This is a genomic window from Atopobium sp. (assembly GCF_034113385.1).
In the GTDB taxonomy this organism is placed as follows: domain Bacteria; phylum Actinomycetota; class Coriobacteriia; order Coriobacteriales; family Atopobiaceae; genus Atopobium.
Genome location: NZ_JAXEXL010000013.1, coordinates 191,231 through 211,857, shown reverse-complemented (window position 1 = coordinate 211,857; position 20,627 = coordinate 191,231). Strand labels below are relative to the sequence as shown.

Genomic DNA, 20,627 nt, shown 5'->3' with positions numbered 1-20,627 from the left:
TGAGAAAGCCAGCGCTTATACCTTAAACAGCCTGTGCAAGTCTTTCGGCACGCTCGGCTGCAGCCAATGCCTCAATGACACTTGGTAAGGTATCACCCAGAAGCACACCATTATAGGTGCTGTTAAAACCAATACGGTGATCAGTTACGCGATCTTGAGGCTGGTTATAGGTACGGATTTTCTCGGAACGATTACCATGACCAATCTGGCTTTGGCGCTCTGCACCCTGTTCTGCCTGCTGGCGCTCAAGCTCCATCTCGTACAAACGAGCGCGCAGCATCTGCATGCACACCTCACGGTTTTGAATCTGTGAGCGCTGGTCCTGGGATTGCACAACCGTATTGGTGGGAAGGTGTGTAATACGAACTGCAGAATAGGTGGTATTAACGCACTGTCCACCAGGGCCAGAAGCGCAATAGGTATCAATACGCAAATCTTCCTGCGCAATTTGAATATCAATCTCATCTGCCTCAGGCAGTACCGCTACGGTAGCAGTAGACGTCTGAATACGACCCTGAGACTCCGTCTTAGGAACACGCTGTACGCGATGAACGCCACTTTCAAACTTCATGACGGAGTAGACCTTATCACCTGTAACCTTAAACTCGATGGTTTTAAAACCACCCGCATCAGATGGACTGGAAGACAATACCTCAATCTTCCACTTACGAGAAGAAGCAAAGCGCTGGTACATAGCAAAGAGGTCTCCAGCAAAAATACCTGCCTCATCTCCACCTACACCTGCACGAATCTCTACAATCGTGTCCTTCTCATCATTGGGGTCACCCGGAATGAGCATAATCTTAATTTCTTCCTCAAGGCCAGGAAGCAATGATTCATTGGAAGAAATATCCTCCTGCAGCATGAGTTTCTCGTCCGCATCCGCATCATGCAACATTTCTTTTGCTGCATCAATATCATCCAAAGCTTGGAGGTACTCGCGGGCCTTAGCTGCGAGGTCAGATTGACTTGCATGTTCTTTTGCAATGCGTGCATACTCTTTGGGATCCGAGACAACAGCGGGATCCACCATCTTTTTCTCGAGCTCTTCGTATGCAGCGATGAGCTTTTCCAACTTGTCACGCATGATAACTCCTCAAAATATGTCACACGACCGCGCTGCCATGTCACACGAATGTTTGCTCTACAGATGGTACCACCTGCAGCCCTGTTTTATACGCGCAAGCAGCTCTGAGCGCCTCAGGTGCCAAGTTGTGCGCAACATATACATACAAATGAGAAGCTCACCAAAAGATTTGATGAGCTTCTGTAAATCAACTCTATAGGGGACGCTCAATGCAGTTCACACTGAGTGCCGTACCTGCAAAACTTAAATGGTTTGCTCGGTACGATCGATAATGTCATCCTGCGTGGCCTTGGACAGGGCATTAAAGAAGGCACTGTAACCAGCTACACGCACAATCAAATCCTTGTGGTCTTCGGGGTGTATCTGGGCATCCAGCAAGGTTTCACGAGAAACCACATTAAACTGCACATGATAGCCGTGCAAACGATTGAAGAAGGTCTGCACCATCATCTCGAGCTTTTGTTTGTTTTCGTCACGAGCAAGCATTGCAGGAGTTACCTTCTGGTTGAGCAGTACACCACCCGTGATTTTCTCGGTACGAAGCTTGGTGATGGATTTAAAAATTGCTGTGGGACCCTGTTTATCACAATTATGAGCAGGACTGCAGCCCTCGGCCAAAGGATCGTGAGCATTGCGGCCATCGGGTGTTGCCATGGTGCCCATACCCTGGCCTACGTTTGCAGAAATGGAGCTGGTGCCAGCATAGCGAATACCGCCAATAGGACCGCGACCATAACGTGTAGAAGGATACTTCTTAATCTCGTCAATGTAAGAGTCGTATGCCTCTACCACGAGGTTATCTACGTAGTCAATATCGTTGCCATACTTAGGTGCTTCATCAATAAGCATCTGCTGAATCTCTTGGTTTTCTGGCGATTGGAAATCATCAAGAATAGCATTCCAAAGCTGCTCGGTTGTAAGCTTATGCTCTTCAAACACAAGCTTCTTAATAGCAGCTAAAGAGTCTGCCATGTTAGCAATGCCTACCTGCAAGCCAGATATGAAATCGTAAACAGCACCGCCTTCCTTGATGGTCTTGCCGCGACCAATGCAGTCATCCGTCAAAGCGGAGCACAGCACATCAGGAACATCCTTCTCGGAGGCTTTGTCGATGGTATTCTCTACGATTACGGAATAGCGAGTCATCTCGCGAATGGTCTTATCCCAAGCCTCAAGCAGCTCATCATAGCTGGTCATATTTGTAAAGTGACCATAGTCACGGGTAAAGCGCTTGCCCGAAGTCAAATCTACGCCACCATTCATGGTGCACAGCAGCAAGCGCGGGAAGTTGAGGTAGCTCATGCCCGTGCAGCGATAACCCCACTTGCCAGGAACAGCTGTCTCTACACAACCAATAGCGGAGTAATTGTAGGCATCTTCTTCTGCTACACCCCAGGCAATGAAGGAAGGAATAATCACCTCATCATTATTGAGTGCTGGCATACCAAAGCCTAGCTTCATAACCTCTACGCACTCATCGAGGAACTTCTTATCTATATTGGCGTGGTAGCGCACCGTAAGGTTAGGCTGCGTCAAGCGAGTTTGGGCTACTGACTGCAAAACAAGATAGGACAGCTCATTTACCGCGTCCTTCTTATCCGTTGTCTGACCACCAATAGTTACATTTTGATACATGGGGCTGCCAGCAGAAGATGCAGTATGAGCCTTGCTGCGGATCTTTTGAACGGTCAGTGTCTTAATCCATAGATTGGTGAGAAGTTCCAGCGCCTCATCACGCGTAATAGCACCGCTTGCAATATCTGCCATGTAATAGGGGTACATGTACTGATCAAAGCGACCAAAGGACAATGAGTGACCGTTGGACTCAATCTGTAGAAGCACCTGGCTAAACCATGCAACCTGGACAGCCTCACGGAAGCTGCTTGCTGGCTCAAAGGGAACCTTTTCACAAATCTGGCTCATTTGCATAAGCTCTGCTTTGCGCTTGGGGTCTGTCTGCGTCTCTGCCATTTGTGCAGCAAGCTTAGAGTAGCGCAGGGCATAGCGCTGAGCGGCGTCAATAACTACCAGGCAGGCTTTGTAGAACATGTTTTTATCGACAGACTCTGGATCAGTAAAGTCCAAAGCAGCCTGCTCCTGAATAACACGCTCGCGGTAGCCGCGCAGGCCTTCCTTAAGCAAGCGCTCGTGATTGATAGCCAAGTGAGCATCGCCCGCGTTAAGCTTGCCCTCCATACCAAAGACGCCGGTCTCCATAAAGACAGAAACCTCATCTGGCAACAGCACCAAGCCGCGCTCACGCAGGGTGTTGTTCTTCCAGTAAGGGGCAATGTCACGAATGCGCTGCTTATCCTCTTCGGAAATGTAAAAGACGTCACCATCACGTTTTTCAAACGTATCAAGCTCGTCCACGATAAAACCTAGGGTGTACTCAGGGAATACCGGTGCGTTGCAATTCTTGCTTGCCTGATTACCAGCAAGCAAGGTTTTATCCTCAATGTAGATGGTCATGTTGTCCAAAATATGTGCCAAGGCCAAGGCACGACGCATAATTGGAGGCTGGTTGAGGGTCTCTTTATACGACTCTGTGCACAGAACAGCACGTTCTGCGTCTACAAAGGGCTTCTCGTCAAGAACTTCCTCACGAAATGCCTTCATGCGGTCGGTTAATGCGCCAAAGTGCTGTGTGTTCTCCATGATTGCCTTCCCTACGGTATGGACAATATATGCGTATCAATATATGTTTGTAAGTTTGTATCGTTTTTGTACAAACCATATTTTGCTTTCGTTCGTAACTAATTTTGGCAATATTACGAATAAATGTCAATTCAAATACGCCAAAATTATGCGTTTATTTATGTAAGAAACCTATTTTGCTTTCGTTTATACTTATTGTGATGCGAAAGAGGAGTATATGCAGACCGCAACCATCTTTAATATTCAAAAGTTCAGCCTTAATGATGGACCAGGCATCCGCACAGTCGTCTTTTTTAAGGGCTGTCCCTTGCGTTGTTTTTGGTGCGCTAATCCAGAAAGCCAAAAGAGGCTCCCTCAGCTTGAATGGAACGAGAAAAACTGCACTGCTTGTGGCACCTGCATATCACTCATTCCCGATGCGGGCATCAGCACTACAGCAGGTAAAGCACATGTCAATACCGCCAACGTGCGCGGTGATTCACCTGAAGCCCAGGCAGCAATTAAAGCCTGCCCTGGTAGAGCCCTTACCTGTACTGGCAAAACCTACACCACCGATGAAGTGTTGGAGGTTTGTTTGCAAGACAAACTCTTTTATGAAGACTCTGGAGGCGGCGTAACGCTTTCTGGTGGCGAAGCCATGACTTGGCCGGACTTTTGTATTGAACTGCTCGAGAAACTCCATGCTCACACTATTGATACCTGCATAGAGACTGAAGCTTATGTGTTACCAGAAACCTTTGTAGCCATTGCTCAGCACCTAGACCACATGCTTATTGACCTTAAGCATTGGGATAGTTCCAAGCACCTCTTGGGTACAGGCGGTGGCAATGAGTTGGTGCTGTCCAATATTAAAACAGCTATTGATATGGGCATTGATGTGCTTGTGCGCACCCCTGTTATTCCTGGCTTTAATGACTCACTTAGCGACGCGCGAGGTATGGCTGATTGTCTTACTCAACTAGGTGCCAAACGAGTACAGCTACTGCCTTTCCACAACTTTGGTGAGAATAAATATGCACTGCTTGAGAAAGACTATAAACTGAACGGCATTCCTAATATGCATGCAGAAGACCTCAGCGAGTATGCACAGCAATATAAAGATTTGGGAGTGGAAGCGTTCTTCTAAAATCAAGCGCGCTGGCATACCAACGCATTGCTGTGCTAACGCTATACTAACACTGCGCCAACGCAAACGTGCTGCTCACAATGGAGCAGCACGTTATCTTTTGTTATGTCATTGTGAGTGTTGCGAGCTGATGACCTACACTGTACGGCTTCCAAAAGAACGATTGGACGAGACGATTTTCTCGCGACCAATGTGGTTGTAAATCACATGAAGCACGTCATACCCCTTAGACAAAATAAAGGGAATTACCTGGTCATCATCGGTGATAATTTCAATGCTGCGGACATACTTGCCATACACATCCACGCGAACCTTTTGGATGTTTTTCCAAGGAATGGCAATAAACCCGTAGCCCGATACCGCAATAAAATCAATACCACCGTCACCCAACGCAATACTACCTGGTTTTGGATTGAGGGCATTGAGCGTGCAATTTGCTTTAGCGCTAAACTCCACCGAATCATTCACAAAGGCAAACTGCGGCTCTTCATGTTCAAGCTGCTCATTGTTGGAAGCCTTTTGCTCAGCCGCCTGACCAAGGGACTCCACGCTCTTTTTTAGAAACTCAAACATAGTCCTCAACCCATTACCAAACACATATTAGAAGATACCCACCAAAGCGCCCAAGATACCTACTGCAAACAGAGCAAAGATAATCGTGATGGGGCTTACACCCTTCTTAAGCAGATAAATGCACAAGAAGGTCAGACCCAAGGGAAGCAAAGCAGGTAGCAACTGATCAAGCATGGACTGCAGCGTAGTGGTACGAACAACCTTAGCAACGCCATCAATCATTTGGATGCTGTCAGTACCGCTTAAAGAGCTTACACCGTTTACGCCACCAGCAAGTACGTCGGGGGACACCGTTCCGCCGTTAATAGCATCTGCCAAGCCCGTTACTGAAGGATAGGTATCTGCTGCATTAGAGAGTACTGCCTTGGAGAAAATAACCTTACCCATGGGCATAGACGTCCAACGAGGAATCAAAACACCCATGATGAACATACCAAGAATGGATGCGCCCATCGTAATCTTCTGCAAAAGACCACCAGAAAGATCCTTGGTGATGTTCGTGCCCTGCTGGTAACCAAACTCCTGGGTGTACCACATGAAGGACAGGCGGATTGCATTCCAAACGAGGAAGAATACGAAAGCACCAACAATGGAACCAGACAGCGCCAACGTTGCACAAAATGCACCAAGCACAGGACGGAGGGTACCCCAGAAAATTGGGTCACCAACACCAGCTAAGGGGCCCATCATACCAATCTTAACACCCTGAATAGCTGCGTCTTCTACCTCTACACCAGCTGCGCGCTCTTCTTCCAGGGTCATTTCGACACCAAAAATAGGGCTTGCGGGATAGGGATGAGTGTTAAAGAACTCAAGGTGACGCTTAAGCGCTGCTGCCAAATCTTCCTTGTTGGGATACAGTTCCTTAAGAGCTGGTCCCATACCATAGCACCAACCAAGTGCCTGCATACGCTCGTAGTTCATGGAACCCTGCAAAAATTGGCTCTTCCACCAAACCTTACGACGGGTTGCCTTGCTAACGCGCTTTACTTCCTTTACGGAATCGGTCATTATTCTCACACTCCTTTTCTACTCGTAGTCATTCAAGATGGAATCAAGCTGAGCCTCAACGGAATTACCGCCGGCTCCCCCACCGCCGCCATTAAACTCAGGCTTAAGGTTGAGGTAGATAAGGGCAAGGCAAACACCAATGATGCCCATGCCAATAAGGGTGATTCCAGAAAGAACAGACAGTACAAAGCCAATGAAGAAGAATGGCCAAAGCTCACGGGTAGCCATCATGTTAATAACCATGGCATAACCAACAACAACAATGAAGCCACCAGCAGCAGCAAGACCGCCAGATACCCATACAGGAATAACCTCAAGAGCTGCCTGAACTGCCTCTGCAGGAACAGCAATTACAAATGCTGCAGGGATGAGAATACGCAAACCCTGAAGCAGCAAAGCAAACAGGTGAAGGTTGTTAACCATCGTAAGATTGCCCTGCTCAGCAGCATTGTCTGCAAGGTGAATAATACCTACGGTAATGGTACGAACAAAAATGGTGAGTACCAAACCAGCAACTGCCAAAGCCATTGCCGAAGCAACGCCGTCAGATACAGATGCGCCCTTCATGCATACCAAAATTGCAGAAGCAACGGAAGCAAGAGCAGCATCTGGTGCAACTGCAGCACCAATATTCATCCAACCAAGAGCAATCATCTGAAGGGTACCAGCAAGAAGTACGCCCTCCATAGGATGACCAGTAACGATACCAATAAGAGTACAAGCTATGATTGGCTGATGGAACTGCCACTCGTCCAGTACGCCTTCAAGACCGGCGAGAAATGCAACGACTAAAACAAGTACAACCGGTAAAATGCCCATGACTCCTCCTTTTTCTTATCCGAGAGATTTACTTATCTAAACCAGCTTTAACAACAAGCGGCCAAACATCCTGGGGCTTATCGGAAGGCACCTTTTGTGCCGTGAGTTTAAGACCATGCTCATGCAAGTACTTAATGGCATTAGCATCATCTTGATCTACCGACAAGGTGTCGTTAAGAAGAACCTTGCCAGCGGAGTGAGCCATGGAACCAAAGTTGACTGCTTCAAACTCGACGCCACCCTCAAGTGCACGAACCACATCCTGGGGCTTCTCGAACAAGAACAGCGCCTTAGTGCCACCAAAACGGGAATCGTTCCAGATTTCAATAAGCTTGCTTACGGGAATTACGTTTGCGCGAACTCCTGGAGGAGCAGCCTCGGTAATAAGCGTCTTGCGCATAGCGTCCTTGGCAACACCATCAGAAACAACAATGATGCGTGTAGGAGTTACCTGCTTAGTCCAAGCAGTGGCAACCTGACCATGCAACAGACGAGAGTCAATGCGCACTAATGCGGTCTTGATTTTGCCGTCACCAATGACGGTACCAGGCTTAAGTACAGAGTCGTCAGCTTCCTGGGCCTTCTCGGGAACAGCGCAAACTACTACATTGAGCTCCTCGGGAATGATGCTTACGCCACTGGTAGCACCACTGGCAACAATAGCTGCAATCTCACGTGCCGTTGCTGCATCACGAGAATCAAATGCAGACAAGACCATGGGCAAGCTCAAACCGGAGACAAGAACCCAATCCTCATGCTTCTCTTCATCAAGCAGCGTTCTTGTCTGGTTGTAGGGGGTACCACCTTTAAGATCCACCAAGAACAAAACACTATCTTGGCTGGAGAGGGTTGATACAGCCTTTTGCAAACTCTCTTTAAAGTCCGCAGGCCCCATGTCGGGAGTAAGTGAAACAATTGCTACATCTTCCTGATCGCCAAAGATCATTTTTGCGGAAGAGTAGGCGCCTTCTGCAAGTCCACCATGGCTTGCGAGAACAATACCGACCACTGACTACCTCCAATCCTAAACGATTCCTTACTGTGCGCGGGATGTGTATATCCCGTGTAAACTTTGTAGAGTATACTATATTGCTTCGTTCATAACAATATTACTTGCGAACGTAAGTTTTTTTGACCTCAGCGGTATAGTATTTAAATACCAGCAGGTAGACATACGCGTTTTTTAATACCTCGTTCATAAAAAAGAAACTATTTCTGGACGATTCCAAAAATAGTTTCTCCGTTTGTGCTTTAAGGTATGTGTAGAAGTGTTCCGTCAGTGCCTAAAATCGCAAAGTGAGCTTTTGGCAAACCGACCGTACTCAAAGCTATACACGAACGATATCCAGCCCTAATTTTTGAGCTTGCTTCACATACGCAGACTGTATCTGATTGTCTGTAATAACCGTAATGGGCCTATCTTGAATGCGCAGAGGAACAGCTCCTGTATACGAGAACTTCTCGGACTCTGTAAGAACAATGACCTCATTGGCAGACTCTGCCATGATGCGAACAGACTCTGCACGCATTTGATCAGAGTTGGTAAAGCCCACAGCAGCAGACCAACCATCAGTACCAGCAAATAAATACTCTACCGAGAACTCACGAGCGCAAAGGCGTACCAGAGGACCCACTACAACCTGTGAATCTGGCTGGACAAAACCGCCCAGCAAGGTGGTGTTAATGGATGGAAATTCACGTACATAATTTGCAATAAAGGTGCTGTTAGTAACGATGGTAATGTTGTGCTTAGTTGCTGCAATTTCCCGAGCAAGAAGTGCACAACAACTGCCATTCTCGATCATAATGGTTGAGCCGTCCGCTACCATTTCTGCCGCACGCTTAGCAATTTTGAGCTTCTCGGCATAATGGTACGCAAGACGGCCGTTTACGTCATTGGGGTTAGCAAGCAGTGCAAACCCATGCTCGCGGATGACAAGGCCCTGTGCCTGGAGGGCGTCCAAATCCTTGCGAATGGTTACGTTGGAAACATCGAGAAGCTCCGAGAGCTCGGATACTTCTATGCGCTTACGACGCGTAAGAATTTCCAAGATAGTGCTATCACGTTTAGACATACATACCTCACGAGTTTCATTCGTAATCAAAAGAGTGACTAGTTGGTAAGTCTACCCTGTTGTACGAAAGAGTAAAGTGTAAAAGCTAAACGGTATCTTAAACACGTAAACCCTTTTGCTTTTATGCCTTATTGCAAGATATGTTATAGATAACACCTTAATTATTCATGCGACGCGCCCACAGTACAAAACGCAAGTGCAGGGATACAAAAATCCCCGCCATATATATGACGAGGATTTTTAGACATCTTGTCTTTATGACGCGCGCAAGCCTATACGGCTGCACAGAAGCACATCTTACGTATGTGTGACTTAGAACTCAACCGGCAGGTCATAATAGACGCACTTGAGGAGCTGCTCCATCTCTTCCTGAGTAGGCTTGCGGGGGTTGGAACCAGTGCAAGCATCGTCAATTGCGTTGGCAGCAATGGTAGGAAGCTTCTCGAGGAACTCTGCCTCATCAATGATGGAGGTCTCGGACTTGGTGCCGCCCTCACCGTAGTTCTTAATAGCCTGAGGAATGTCCAGCTTATCATTGATATCACGAATAAACTGTACCAGAGCAGCTACAAGCTCCTCATTGGTGTTGCCCTCAAGGTGTAACACTTCCTTAGCTACAAAAGCATAACGCTCGGCAGCGCGTGCATCCTTAGCGTTAAACTGAATGACCTTACCAAGATACATTGCGTTTGCGCAACCATGGATAATATGGCCACCGCTAAATGCAGCACCAGTTTTGTGAGCCATAGAGTGAACGATGCCAAGCAGGCCAGAAGAGAAGGCAATACCAGCAATGCACTGTGCATCATGCATGTGCTGACGAGCTTCTTTATCGCCCTTATAAGACTTAGGCAACCACTCGGCAATCTCACGAATACCATGAAGAGCATTACCATCGGTGTACATAGAGGCAACGGTAGAAACATAAGCCTCTACGCAGTGAGTAAGGGCGTCCATACCGGTGTGAGAACAAAGCTTAGCAGGCATGGTATAGGTAAGTTCAGGGTCAACAATTGCTACATCAGGGGTAATCTCAAAGTCCGCAATAGGATACTTAATGCCCTTGGAATAATCAGTAATAATAGAGAATGCAGTTACCTCAGTAGCGGTACCAGAGGTAGAAGAAATTGCGCAGAAATGAGCTTTTTGACGAAGCTCTGGAAGACCAAATACCACACACATCTGCTCAAAGGTGGTCTCGGGATACTCGTACTTAATCCACATAGCCTTAGCAGCATCGATAGGAGAGCCACCACCAACAGCAATAATCCAATCAGGTTGGAATTCTGCCATTGCAGCAGCACCCTTCATAACAGTCTCTACTGATGGATCTGACTCGACACCCTCAAAAAATGCCACTTCAAAACCAGCAGACTTAAGATCTGCCTCGATGTCCTGCAAAAAACCGCCGCGGCGCATAGAGCTGCCACCAGAAACGATTATTGCACGAGAACCCTTGAGGTTCTTTACCTCATGACGTGCACCCTCTCCAAAGTACAAGTCGCGCGGATTGGTAAAACGTCCCATTTTCTCCTCCTTTAAGGGCTGCAAGCTTTGTGCAGCCAATTACCGGGAATTCGTTACCTTCTAGTATAGTCCGTCACCCCCATAAAGTCTCGAAATATTACAGTAATTTTATTCATTTTATGGCATATTTTATACATTTATTGCCCCAATACGCGTAAATGACTACTATTTACTAGTCATTCTATGCATCACAGGTATCAGTAGGCTCATACCTGTGATTCCGCTGCCTACTACCTCAGATGTCTGTTTTGGGTAGTATGTAATCCGTCAATACAATCTCTTGTAGCTAGGCAAAGGAGGCAAACCATGTCGTATGACCCTTGGACAGAGGACTACCAGCGCATGAGCCTATGCTTTGCCAAAACGCTTGATTGGTCAGATACCAATGCTGCTGCACAAGCCATTGCAGACTTCAAGCGTATATACACAGAGAAACGAGACTCGCTGCCTCAAACGGATGCTGAACGCGCTTTTCATTTGGTGGCAGAAGCAACGTCGCTTATTGACTACCGCCTGCCCTTCTCGGATGAAAAAACTGCCGAGAAAATCATTGCTACTGCCAAAGCTTTGCTTAATGAGGCTATAACGCTGGACACAAAATGCTATGACGCACAACGCATGTTAGCTGCATCGCACTGTCCTAGCTTTGAATCGTACTACCGCTTTCTTAAAGACCGCGTGGCGCAAGTCAAATTGGATTGCGAAGCTGCTCGCGATACAGTTTCTGGCCACACACTCTTGGATGAAGAACTCGCAGAAGACCTTGCTATGCGTCCCTATAAACGCTGGATTGCAACGCTTGCTCTGCGAGCACTTGTATGCGGTCGTTATCGCATTGCCGCACAGCTCGTAGAGGAGCTTTTGGATTTAGACCCACAAGATGTTTCTGGTGCACGCTACACTGCAGCATTGGTATATGCCAAGCTCGAGGATGAGCGTGCCTTAGAATCCGTTGTGGCGCGCACACTGCGCTTGGGTAACCCTGCGCATGAAGATGCTTGGGTGCTCTTGGCGCGCATTGCACTTGCCTATAAACGTCGTGATATGCAAGCAGCAGAGCTCTTTTTGCAAGAGCTCATGAGCAGCTATCCTCAGGCAGCTTCTGTTCTTATGCGCCAGGACGAACTCCCCGATGGTGTATTTTGTCGGCTTCCTGTCATGCCCTTTAGTGAAGATGAGCTTATCTTAGCTGTCTCTGAAGCAAGCGTGTTGCTGCAAGAAGGCCGCGATGATGGAGAGCATGGTCCTTTGGGCAATTGGCTTACTAAACGTGCAGAAGACTTTTTGAATAGCGAGGCATAAATGAACGTATGGGATGAATTTCTCGAGCGTATTCGGACGAGAAAATCGCAAGATATTGGTCCTTTGTCCATTGCTGCTGGCGTAGAGCTAGACGACGCTATTAATAAAGATCCCGAAAAGTTTATTACCACAGCCGAAGATCGCGCTTTTTATATGTTTGCTCAGCTCATGAGCACCATTGCTCCTCGACATGACAGTTTTGAAGGCATGGAAGATGAGGCTTTTTATCAAAAGCGTAAAGCCTGGCTTGCCTCCATTAACAACTCTTGTAGCAACATTTTGGCAGTGGACCCTCACTGCACCGATGCACAAACACTGCAAATCTTGTCGCATGACTATGCACCAGAGCGCACGTTTGAATTGTTAGATTCTCATGCCGCACAGTCAATCTCTCGTCGGTATATTTCTGATGCTTGGGACAATATTTATGCGCGTCCTTCACTGCGTGCTCGCGCAGCAGCATCGCGTGCCATGTTAGAAACTGCGCGTTATTCTCAGGCAGTACGCACCTGTGAAACGCTTATTCATAGCGACCAAGCAGACCATGTTGGCGCCCGCTATACCTTAGCGCTTGCCTATGCTCGTCTTGAATTAGAAGAAAAACTCGAAGCACTTGAGGCTAGTTATTATCATCGTGGTAATGCTTGGTTTGCACTGGCACGTATTATTTTGTTGTATAAACTTGATCGCATGAGCGCCGCACGTCGTGCCTTGCAGGGTTTTATGCGCTCGTATGAAGCTGGCCCCTTTTTACTGATAAAACCTATCTACGTAGAGACCTATTTACCCGTTCGCCCCGCTTTTGACCAGGGCAGTTTTGAAGAGGTTGCCATGGCCTGTGTGGAAGCAGAGCCTATTTTAATGGACACCCCTGATCTTATTGCATGGGCGCAAGAACAAGATGATTTTATGGAACAAGCAAAGAGTTTTGCTCTTGATAAAGGCTTTGAGTGGTAAAAATTCTCTTTCTTGTATGACTTTTTGCATTTATTTGTTATACTTCTTACGCACTCGTCCCCATCGTCTAACGGTTAGGACATCGCCCTTTCAAGGCGGCAATACGAGTTCGATTCTCGTTGGGGGCACCATAGCATGCGCAACGGCTCGGAGTTTTTTCCGAGCTGTTTTTGCAAACGGGTGCTTTACCGCATATAAACAGCGCTATCCAGCAAAGATATCCAGATACTCTGCTGCACTCATAGATTTAATCTTTGAAGTCTTAAAGGCTCCCGCATCCCTTGTGATAATAAAATCTACGCTTATGGATTCCGCAATAGCACGCACCGCTGCGTCTTCTGCATCTGGCTCATTTGAATTTGCGGCAATTTTGCAAATTGCTTTATCGAGAGAACAAACGGTAAATGCATCTACAAATGCGCGAAAATAATCTCGAGCGGCCTGCTCGCCAAGATACTTTTTACTGACATAATACACGTCAATGAGCGAGCCGGCACTTACGCAACCTGTATCAATCCCATTGATACAGCGTCTAAACAATTCCACCGCTTGATCTGACTCCGGTCTATCTGGATCAATAAAATCAAGCAAAATGTTTGCATCGAGTAGAAGCTTAGACATCCTTGTTCTCCAACTCTGTCTTAAAGTCTTCTATCGTCATGGTACTGAGGCCTGTTCCTCGGCGCGTATTCTTTCTCATGTGCATAAGTTCAAGAAACACAGGTGAATCTACTTGCTCCCCTAACGCATGCACATCAGCCGTACTCGTAATACAAGGTATTTCACCTGTTAAAGCAATGTGTTGCCAAATGGTACGAATTACTTCATTAGTAGTAAGCCCCGCATTGCGAATAAAAGAACCTGCTACTTCTTTAACATGTACATCAACACTTGCAGAAACGGTAGCCGTTGCCATATGCACTCCTATCTACTATCTATATATAAGTATAGATAGTAGATAGTACTTTGTACATTGCTTAATCTTCTAATGAGTGGAATACAGGCTCCCAAGCATCAAACGTACAGTATTGTTTGTAGCCTAGTGCCAATAGGCGCTTTTTAGCCAAGCTCATATACGCACCTAAATTACTTTCTTTGTGGGAATCGGAGCCGATGGTAATAATACGCCCACCCACATCACGGTACAGCTGCAATATTTCTGTGCAAGGCGTAAGGTCAGGCAGACCATACCTAAAGCTCGACGTATTAAGCTCAATGCCCTTTCCATCCGCAATTGCTTGCTCCAAAATTGCCGCCACAATATCACGGATTTTCTCAAAAGGATACAGATTGCTAGCACCCACAAGCTCAAGCTCATAGCGTTTGATTAAATCAAGATGCGCCAGCACCGAGTAGTCTTTAAAGCCCTTAACCACGTTGAGAAGCTCTTCGTAGTATGCCTGGTTATACTGAGCCTGGCTTCGCCCCTCCATAAACTCACCCGTCCAAAACTCTTGATTCTGTACCTGGTGAACGGACAAAAGCGCAAAATCCATACGGCTGGCATAACGCTGCATGAGTGCTTGGTACTCAGCAAAATACTGTGTTTGTACTCCCAGCTCTAGGCCAGCCTTCACGGTCAAGCCGCCCAGATGACGTCCATCCCCAAGCTGTGCAAATTGCTCACGAACTGCATCGATTGCTGGAAAGTAACGTTCGTAATCTACGTTGAGCGCAGGTTCAAGCACGCCATCTGGATTCTTGTGCATAAGAGCCGCTGAAGGGTCTGCTTGATACTGCTCAACATCAGGCTTAATGCCATAGTCCACATGATCGGTAAAACAAATCTCATCTATATTGTGGCGAATAGCATCCAAGCAAACGTCTGCCATGAGATACCATGAGTCGTCAGAAAACTCAGAGTGAACGTGATAATCAGCAAGCATACTGTTCCTTCCCAGAGCTGGCTGCCTGCAATATAGCTGCGTACATCAAACAAAGACAGCCATCCACACCCGTGAATGACTGTCAGTATAAACAAGTTGCTCAGCTATGGAATGCAACAACGAAGCCTATGGCTTAGCTGTCAAAACGCTCTACACCTTCACGAGAAACGCGTGCGTGGAACAAAGGTGCCGCTACCGCCTCCTGCTCGCGGATGTCCAGTGCATCCGTAAAGATTTTCTCGCCAGCATCCAAAAGGTCCTCATTGGCAGCGTACAGTGTAGCAAGCAAATCTCCGGCCTGAACGCTGTCGCCCGTCTTTTTAGCAAGCACAATGCCAGCAGAGTAGTCGATGGTATCTTCCTTTTTCTCTCGACCCGCTCCTAAGGCAACAGAGGCAATGCCACAGCGTTCCGTATCCATAGCAAAAATGCTACCTGCGTGAGCTGCGCGCAACTCACGGGATGGACGAGGCTGAACCAGCATCTCAAAAGGAGTATCGAGCAAAGCAGCGTTGCCACCCTGAGCTGCCACCATTTCTTTAAGCTTGGCAAAACCCTCGCCATTTGCAATCTGAGCGCGTGCCAAATCACGACAGGTATCCATATCTCCCTTGCCAGCAAGATGCAAAAGATTACCCGCAAGCTCAACACAAATGTCAGTCAAATCTTTGGGGCCCTTACCCTGCAGCGTAGTAGCAGCCTCTGCCACTTCCAGGGTATTGCCAATGCACATACCCAAAGGACGACCCATATCCGTAATAAGAGCAACGGTAGTGCGCCCAACCTCTTCACCAATAGAAACCATTTCTTTAGCTAAGGCAATGGCATCATCAACGGTCTTCATAAAGGCGCCGCTACCACACTTAACATCTAACAAAATCTTATCTGCCCCCGCAGCAATCTTCTTGCTCATAATGCTGGAGGCAATAAGGGGCAAACTATCTACCGTAGCAGTAACATCACGCAAGCCATAGAGGCGTTTATCGGCAGGAACAAGGTTGCCAGTTTGGCTAATGATGGCCACACCAACCTCGTTTACAATGTGTGCAAAACGCTCAGATTCAATTGCAACAGACAGACCAGGAATGGACTCGAGTTTGTCCAGCGTGCCGCCCGTATGGCCTAAACCGCGGCCACTCATCTTGGCCATGCGTACACCCAACGACGCCACAATAGGAGCAACAACCAGCGAGGTTTTATCGCCAACGCCACCCGTAGAGTGCTTGTCCACTTTGATGCCATCAATCTTGGATAGATCAACCACATCACCGGAATGAACCATTTCCATAGTAAGGGTGGCTGTCTCGCGCGCGGTCATGCCCTGAAAATAAATGGCCATACATAGTGCGGAAGCTTGGTAGTCAGGAATCTCACCCGTTGCGTAACCTTTTACAAAGAAAGCAATCTCTTCATCCGTCAGCTGATTGCCATCACGTTTTTTTTCGATAATATCGTACATCCTCATACGAGTATCCTCCTAGTGGTGCTCGTGATTACACGCAGCACGTTCCAAATTATCAGGGCCAAATCCTTGAGGGAGAAGTTCGTCAAGGCTATAAGCTTTATACTCGTCAGGCGCACAAGCTAGCAGCACACGGAAGTTTTGCGGATCGCAAAACTCGCGCATGACCTGGCGACATACGCCACAAGGCGCACACCAATCAGAAATGGGCTCCCCTGCTGCTCCGCCCACCACAGCAATGGCAACAAAATCAACAACGCCCTCACTAACCGCCTTAAAAAATGCTGTACGCTCCGCGCAATTGGTGGGGGTATACGATGCGTTCTCTATATTGCAGCCATGCCAAATCTTGCCATGAGCATCCAGCAAGGCAGCGCCAACAGAAAAATGAGAGTACGGAACGTATGCACGCTCACGTGCAGAAATTGCCTCAGCCACCAAGGTTTTATCGTCAACCATAGTCTTTCCTTACAAACTACAAGTACGCCTATAAACAATACGTGCGCCCAGCAATAGAGCCGAGCGCACTTGCAGTCATAACGTACGCCCTCAATCTTAGCGAGCGCCCTTGATATAGGGAACACCATCTGCCTTAGGAGCAGCAGAGCGACCCACAAAGAGGATAAGAATAATGATGGTAAGGACGTAAGGAAGCATTGCCATAATCTGAGTTGGAACAGCAATAACACCGCCGCCCAACATAATGGTAAGCGCCTGTGCCATACCAAAGAGCAAGCAGGCAGCATACGCACCCTGCGGCTTCCATTTACCAAAGATAACGGCAGCAAGAGCAATGAAGCCCTGTCCACTAATGGAAATTTGCGTGAACTGAGAAACGATTGCCAGTGTTACCGAAGCACCACCAAAGCCAGCAAGCATGCCAGAAAGCAAAACGCATACATAGCGGGTAAGCTCTACGTTAATACCCAAGGTATCTGCAGCTGCAGGGTGCTCACCAACAGCGCGAATATGCAGGCCCCACTTGGTCTTATAAAATACAAACCACATGATAAGCGCGGCGAGAAGACCTAGCACAACCGTAACGTCCACATTAAGCGGAGCAAACACGGTTCCCACAAAAGCACCTTCACCAAACAATTTGGGAAGTGTGGTTACGGGAGGCGTCATTGCGGCATTGTCAAACAAACGACGGCAAAAGAACAGTGCAATACCAGGCGCCAATAGGTTAATAGCTACACCGGAAATGGTCTGATCTGCACGGAAGGTGATAGAAGCAACAGCATGCAATAATGCAACAGCTGCGCCCGCAATGCCCGCAGCCACAAAACCAAGCCAGGGATTACCCGTAAAGTAGCTCACAGCAGAGGCGGTAAAGGCACCAACCATCATCATGCCTTCAATACCAATGTTAACTACGCCGGAGCGCTCGGAAATAACGCCACCTAATGCGCCAAATACCAGCGGCGTGGAATACATAAGCGTAATGCCAATAAGCAGTAGAAGACTAGTGAGCATCACTTGCTCCCTTCTTCTCAATACGGCTAATAATCATAGGTAGTACCTGTGACAATGCCATAAGGAACACGATGGTACCAATCATGATGTTAATAATGTCTGAGGGAGCACCAATGACTTGCTGGACACTTTGTCCACCATAGATAAGACCACTAAACAAGAAACCTGCAGGAATGCAGCCAATAGGAGAAGAGCCGGCAATAAATGCTACAGCCAAACCATTAAAACCAGCATTCTCAAAAGCAGCAAGGGTTGAAATGCTATGAGGTGCGGTGCCAGTAATGGTAAGAGCACCTGCTAGACCGCACAAGCCGCCAGAAATAAGCATGCACAAAACAATGTTTTTGTTTACACCAATACCCGAGAAGAGCGCTGCATCACGATTAAAGCCTACGGCGCGCATCTCATAACCAACCTTGGTGTGCTTAAGCAGCAAGGAAATACCAACAGCTGCCAAGATTGCAATAACAATACCAATGTTTACGTCGGTCTTTACCAACATATCATACAGCCAAGGCATACCACTCAAAGCTTCTTGGCCAGCGTCAGAAAGCTTCCAATTGGGAAGAATCATGGTAAAGCTGGAAGGATTTACCGGGAAGGTACTGGTGGAATCAGGCTGGTGGAACGCAGGCGTATTAACCACAAAATTGCAAGCATACAAGCTAATCCAGTTGAGCATGATGCTGGTAATAACTTCATGAATGCCAAACTTAGCCTTAAGAAAACCAACCAGGCCACCACTTAAAGCACCACCTAAAGTTCCCGCCAAAATAACAACGGGAATCTGTAAAACTGGAGGTAAATTAAGTGAAACACCCACAATAACAGCAAAAATGGTACCAACAATGTACTGACCCTCAGCACCAATATTAAACATGCCCGTTTTAAAGGCAAAAGCAACGGCAACACCAGTCAGAATAATAGGGGTTGCTTTAATAATGACGTTAGAAATGTACTTGGGCTTGCCCAGGGCACCATTAAACAAAATGCCAAAAGAAGCTAGGGGATCATAGCCAGCTGCCATCAAAACAATTGCTGCAACAACAAATCCAAAGAAAATAGCAAGAATTGTTGCGGTAATGGGCTTCTTTAAAACTTTAACGAGTGTATCCATTATTTTGCACCTCCTGCCATCAGAAGACCAATCTCCTCTTCTGTGATGGTTCCCTGTGCAAACTCATCCACAATGGCACCGTCATATATAACTGCAATGGTATCGGCGATATCCATAACCTCATCAAGCTCAAGAGAGATAAGCAAAATTGCACAACCCCTATCGCGCTCACGAATAAGTGCCTTATGAACAAACTCAATAGCACCAACATCAAGACCACGGGTTGGCTGCACAACAATGAGCAACTTAGGATTACTGGAAACCTGACGAGCAATAATAACCTTTTGCTGGTTGCCGCCGGACAAGCCACCTGCAGTAGAGTGCTCACAATCTGCAGGGCGAATATCATACTCAGCAATAAGGTCGCGAGCAAACTCATCAATCTTGGCATGGTCAAGCATAATGCCCGAGCCAAAGCGGTCCTCGCCATGGCGCTCCAACACTATGTTTTCTGATACCGAGAAGGGCAAAACAAGGCCCCAACGATGACGATCAGAAGGTACCGTTGACACACTGTTGTCAATAACTGTGCGAGGTGTGGTATTGGTAATATCCTTACCACATACGGTAACGGTGCCGCTTTGTGCCTTAATTAAACAATCTATAGCATCTACGAGTTCTTTTTGTCCATTACCATCAATACCAGCAATGCCAACAATCTCGCCTTCGCGCACCTCGAGGTTAAGGCCCTTTACAGCCTCAATGCCGCGCTCGTTATTGACATGCAAATCACGAATGGACAGGACAACATCACCAGGCTTGGCTGGGGTCTTCTCGACCGTTAGATTAACGTGACGTCCAACCATCTTGGATGCTAATTCATCTTCCGTAACCTTGGATACATCAACGGTACCCATATATACACCACGGCGAATGATGGTACACTCATCTGCCGAGGACATAATCTCTTTGAGTTTATGCGTAATAATAATGATGGTTTTACCCTTGCTTACCAAATCACGCATAATCTTAATAAGCTGCTCAATCTCCTGGGGAGTAAGCACTGCAGTAGGCTCATCAAGAATAAGGGTGTCGGCGCCACGATACAGCGCCTTAAGGATTTCTACACGCTGCTGCATGCCAACGGTAATATCTTCGATAAGCGCGTCGGGATCTACGTCAAAGCCGTATTCCTCAACAATAGCAGCAACCTCAGCACGAGCGCGCTTCATATCCAACACGCCTGCTGCGCCACATACCTCGTCACCTAACACGATATTCTCGGTAACGGTAAAGTTTTCTACCAACATAAAGTGCTGGTGAACCATACCAATACCCTGTTTGATTGCCTTGGTAGGGTTGGAAATATCTACTTCCTCACCATTGAGGAAGGTCTTACCTGCGTCTGCCTGATACAGGCCATACAAGATGTTCATAAGCGTGGATTTACCCGCGCCATTCTCGCCCAAAATAGCATGAATGGACTGCTTTTTTACATCGAGGTCGACGCCGTTAAGAGCAGTAAATGCTCCAAACCGTTTGACTATGCCATGCATCTGCACAGCGTAATCGCGACTCGCTTCCATAACACACTCCTCTTGCGCACTTCTA

Annotated in this window: 19 protein-coding genes and 1 tRNA gene; 4 read left to right on the top strand and 16 right to left on the bottom strand. The window is 47.3% G+C overall.

Going from position 1 to position 20,627, the window contains the following annotated elements; all coding sequences use genetic code 11:
- Positions 1–22 precede the first annotated feature (22 nt).
- Both prfA and SPD80_RS04360 read right to left on the bottom strand, forming a co-directional pair.
- Positions 23–1,087, bottom strand: a complete 1,065-nt coding sequence (gene prfA, locus SPD80_RS04365; protein ID WP_320604882.1) for a peptide chain release factor 1 — start codon at positions 1,085–1,087, stop codon at positions 23–25.
- A gap of 243 nt (positions 1,088–1,330) precedes the next feature.
- Complete coding sequence (locus SPD80_RS04360; protein WP_320604880.1) at positions 1,331–3,745, bottom strand: glycyl radical protein; 2,415 nt, start codon at positions 3,743–3,745, stop codon at positions 1,331–1,333.
- A gap of 217 nt (positions 3,746–3,962) precedes the next feature.
- Here SPD80_RS04360 and SPD80_RS04355 point away from each other — a divergent pair, with 217 nt between their 5' ends.
- Positions 3,963–4,871 carry a glycyl-radical enzyme activating protein gene (locus SPD80_RS04355; protein ID WP_320604878.1) on the top strand — a complete coding sequence of 303 codons (909 nt, stop codon included), beginning with the start codon at positions 3,963–3,965 and terminating at the stop codon, positions 4,869–4,871.
- A gap of 135 nt (positions 4,872–5,006) precedes the next feature.
- Here SPD80_RS04355 and SPD80_RS04350 read toward each other — a convergent pair whose 3' ends face one another.
- From SPD80_RS04350 to SPD80_RS04325, 6 genes are all read right to left on the bottom strand, one after another.
- Positions 5,007–5,444, bottom strand: coding sequence for a DUF956 family protein (locus tag SPD80_RS04350; RefSeq protein ID WP_320604876.1), 438 nt, complete (start codon positions 5,442–5,444; stop codon positions 5,007–5,009).
- Positions 5,445–5,471: 27 nt separating this feature from the next.
- A complete protein-coding gene (locus SPD80_RS04345) occupies positions 5,472–6,455 on the bottom strand; it encodes a PTS system mannose/fructose/sorbose family transporter subunit IID (protein ID WP_320604874.1) in 984 nt (327 codons plus the stop codon).
- Positions 6,456–6,473: 18 nt separating this feature from the next.
- A complete protein-coding gene (locus SPD80_RS04340; protein ID WP_320604871.1) occupies positions 6,474–7,274 on the bottom strand; it encodes a PTS mannose/fructose/sorbose transporter subunit IIC in 801 nt (266 codons plus the stop codon).
- A gap of 28 nt (positions 7,275–7,302) precedes the next feature.
- On the bottom strand, positions 7,303–8,283 hold the full coding sequence (locus SPD80_RS04335; protein WP_320604869.1) for a PTS sugar transporter subunit IIB: 981 nt from the start codon (positions 8,281–8,283) through the stop codon (positions 7,303–7,305).
- Between the two features lie 319 nt (positions 8,284–8,602).
- Positions 8,603–9,349, bottom strand: a complete 747-nt coding sequence (locus SPD80_RS04330) for a DeoR/GlpR family DNA-binding transcription regulator (RefSeq protein ID WP_320604867.1) — start codon at positions 9,347–9,349, stop codon at positions 8,603–8,605.
- 312 nt (positions 9,350–9,661) lie between these two features.
- The gene (locus tag SPD80_RS04325) at positions 9,662–10,876 is read right to left on the bottom strand and encodes an iron-containing alcohol dehydrogenase (RefSeq protein WP_320604865.1); all 1,215 of its coding nucleotides are present in this window, start codon (positions 10,874–10,876) and stop codon (positions 9,662–9,664) included.
- Positions 10,877–11,182: 306 nt separating this feature from the next.
- Between SPD80_RS04325 and SPD80_RS04320 the strand changes: the two genes are divergently transcribed.
- The 3 genes from SPD80_RS04320 to SPD80_RS04310 all read left to right on the top strand — a co-directional run bounded on the left by SPD80_RS04320 (position 11,183) and on the right by SPD80_RS04310 (position 13,266).
- Positions 11,183–12,178: a response regulator receiver protein gene (locus SPD80_RS04320; protein WP_320604863.1), complete on the top strand. Its 996-nt coding sequence runs from the start codon at positions 11,183–11,185 to the stop codon at positions 12,176–12,178.
- Positions 12,179–13,135 carry a hypothetical protein gene (locus SPD80_RS04315; protein WP_320604861.1) on the top strand — a complete coding sequence of 319 codons (957 nt, stop codon included), beginning with the start codon at positions 12,179–12,181 and terminating at the stop codon, positions 13,133–13,135.
- Positions 13,136–13,191: 56 nt separating this feature from the next.
- Positions 13,192–13,266, top strand: a tRNA-Glu gene (locus SPD80_RS04310).
- 73 nt (positions 13,267–13,339) lie between these two features.
- On the opposite strand, the gene SPD80_RS04305 is transcribed toward SPD80_RS04310, so the two are convergent.
- The 8 genes from SPD80_RS04305 to SPD80_RS04270 all read right to left on the bottom strand — a co-directional run bounded on the left by SPD80_RS04305 (position 13,340) and on the right by SPD80_RS04270 (position 20,602).
- Positions 13,340–13,756, bottom strand: a complete 417-nt coding sequence (locus SPD80_RS04305) for a PIN domain-containing protein (RefSeq protein WP_320604859.1) — start codon at positions 13,754–13,756, stop codon at positions 13,340–13,342.
- Positions 13,749–14,051: a hypothetical protein gene (locus SPD80_RS04300; protein ID WP_320604857.1), complete on the bottom strand. Its 303-nt coding sequence runs from the start codon at positions 14,049–14,051 to the stop codon at positions 13,749–13,751. The genes SPD80_RS04305 and SPD80_RS04300 overlap by 8 nt, the downstream gene beginning before the upstream one ends.
- A 61-nt stretch (positions 14,052–14,112) precedes the next feature.
- Entirely contained in the window at positions 14,113–15,021 is a 909-nt protein-coding gene (locus SPD80_RS04295) for a histidinol-phosphatase HisJ family protein (protein WP_320604855.1), read from the bottom strand.
- Between the two features lie 133 nt (positions 15,022–15,154).
- A complete protein-coding gene (locus tag SPD80_RS04290; protein ID WP_320604853.1) occupies positions 15,155–16,486 on the bottom strand; it encodes a pyrimidine-nucleoside phosphorylase in 1,332 nt (443 codons plus the stop codon).
- A gap of 12 nt (positions 16,487–16,498) precedes the next feature.
- Positions 16,499–16,942 (bottom strand): cytidine deaminase, encoded by a 444-nt coding sequence (locus SPD80_RS04285; RefSeq protein WP_320604851.1) that lies wholly within the window; start codon positions 16,940–16,942, stop codon positions 16,499–16,501.
- 96 nt (positions 16,943–17,038) lie between these two features.
- Positions 17,039–17,959, bottom strand: coding sequence for an ABC transporter permease (locus tag SPD80_RS04280; protein WP_320604849.1), 921 nt, complete (start codon positions 17,957–17,959; stop codon positions 17,039–17,041).
- Positions 17,949–19,076 (bottom strand): ABC transporter permease, encoded by a 1,128-nt coding sequence (locus SPD80_RS04275; protein WP_320604847.1) that lies wholly within the window; start codon positions 19,074–19,076, stop codon positions 17,949–17,951. The genes SPD80_RS04280 and SPD80_RS04275 overlap by 11 nt, the downstream gene beginning before the upstream one ends.
- On the bottom strand, positions 19,076–20,602 hold the full coding sequence (locus SPD80_RS04270; RefSeq protein ID WP_320604844.1) for an ABC transporter ATP-binding protein: 1,527 nt from the start codon (positions 20,600–20,602) through the stop codon (positions 19,076–19,078). The genes SPD80_RS04275 and SPD80_RS04270 overlap by 1 nt, the downstream gene beginning before the upstream one ends.
- Positions 20,603–20,627: the final 25 nt, after the last annotated feature.

Coding starts and splice junctions, on each gene's coding strand:
- prfA (WP_320604882.1), bottom strand. CDS start 1,087: ATGCGTGACAAGTTGGAAAAGCTCATCGCTGCATACGAAGAGCTCGAG.
- SPD80_RS04360 (WP_320604880.1), bottom strand. CDS start 3,745: ATGGAGAACACACAGCACTTTGGCGCATTAACCGACCGCATGAAGGCA.
- SPD80_RS04355 (WP_320604878.1), top strand. CDS start 3,963: ATGCAGACCGCAACCATCTTTAATATTCAAAAGTTCAGCCTTAATGAT.
- SPD80_RS04350 (WP_320604876.1), bottom strand. CDS start 5,444: ATGTTTGAGTTTCTAAAAAAGAGCGTGGAGTCCCTTGGTCAGGCGGCT.
- SPD80_RS04345 (WP_320604874.1), bottom strand. CDS start 6,455: ATGACCGATTCCGTAAAGGAAGTAAAGCGCGTTAGCAAGGCAACCCGT.
- SPD80_RS04340 (WP_320604871.1), bottom strand. CDS start 7,274: ATGGGCATTTTACCGGTTGTACTTGTTTTAGTCGTTGCATTTCTCGCC.
- SPD80_RS04330 (WP_320604867.1), bottom strand. CDS start 9,349: ATGTCTAAACGTGATAGCACTATCTTGGAAATTCTTACGCGTCGTAAG.
- SPD80_RS04325 (WP_320604865.1), bottom strand. CDS start 10,876: ATGGGACGTTTTACCAATCCGCGCGACTTGTACTTTGGAGAGGGTGCA.
- SPD80_RS04320 (WP_320604863.1), top strand. CDS start 11,183: ATGTCGTATGACCCTTGGACAGAGGACTACCAGCGCATGAGCCTATGC.
- SPD80_RS04315 (WP_320604861.1), top strand. CDS start 12,179: ATGAACGTATGGGATGAATTTCTCGAGCGTATTCGGACGAGAAAATCG.
- SPD80_RS04305 (WP_320604859.1), bottom strand. CDS start 13,756: ATGTCTAAGCTTCTACTCGATGCAAACATTTTGCTTGATTTTATTGAT.
- SPD80_RS04300 (WP_320604857.1), bottom strand. CDS start 14,051: ATGGCAACGGCTACCGTTTCTGCAAGTGTTGATGTACATGTTAAAGAA.
- SPD80_RS04295 (WP_320604855.1), bottom strand. CDS start 15,021: ATGCTTGCTGATTATCACGTTCACTCTGAGTTTTCTGACGACTCATGG.
- SPD80_RS04290 (WP_320604853.1), bottom strand. CDS start 16,486: ATGAGGATGTACGATATTATCGAAAAAAAACGTGATGGCAATCAGCTG.
- SPD80_RS04285 (WP_320604851.1), bottom strand. CDS start 16,942: ATGGTTGACGATAAAACCTTGGTGGCTGAGGCAATTTCTGCACGTGAG.
- SPD80_RS04280 (WP_320604849.1), bottom strand. CDS start 17,959: ATGCTCACTAGTCTTCTACTGCTTATTGGCATTACGCTTATGTATTCC.
- SPD80_RS04275 (WP_320604847.1), bottom strand. CDS start 19,076: ATGGATACACTCGTTAAAGTTTTAAAGAAGCCCATTACCGCAACAATT.
- SPD80_RS04270 (WP_320604844.1), bottom strand. CDS start 20,602: ATGGAAGCGAGTCGCGATTACGCTGTGCAGATGCATGGCATAGTCAAA.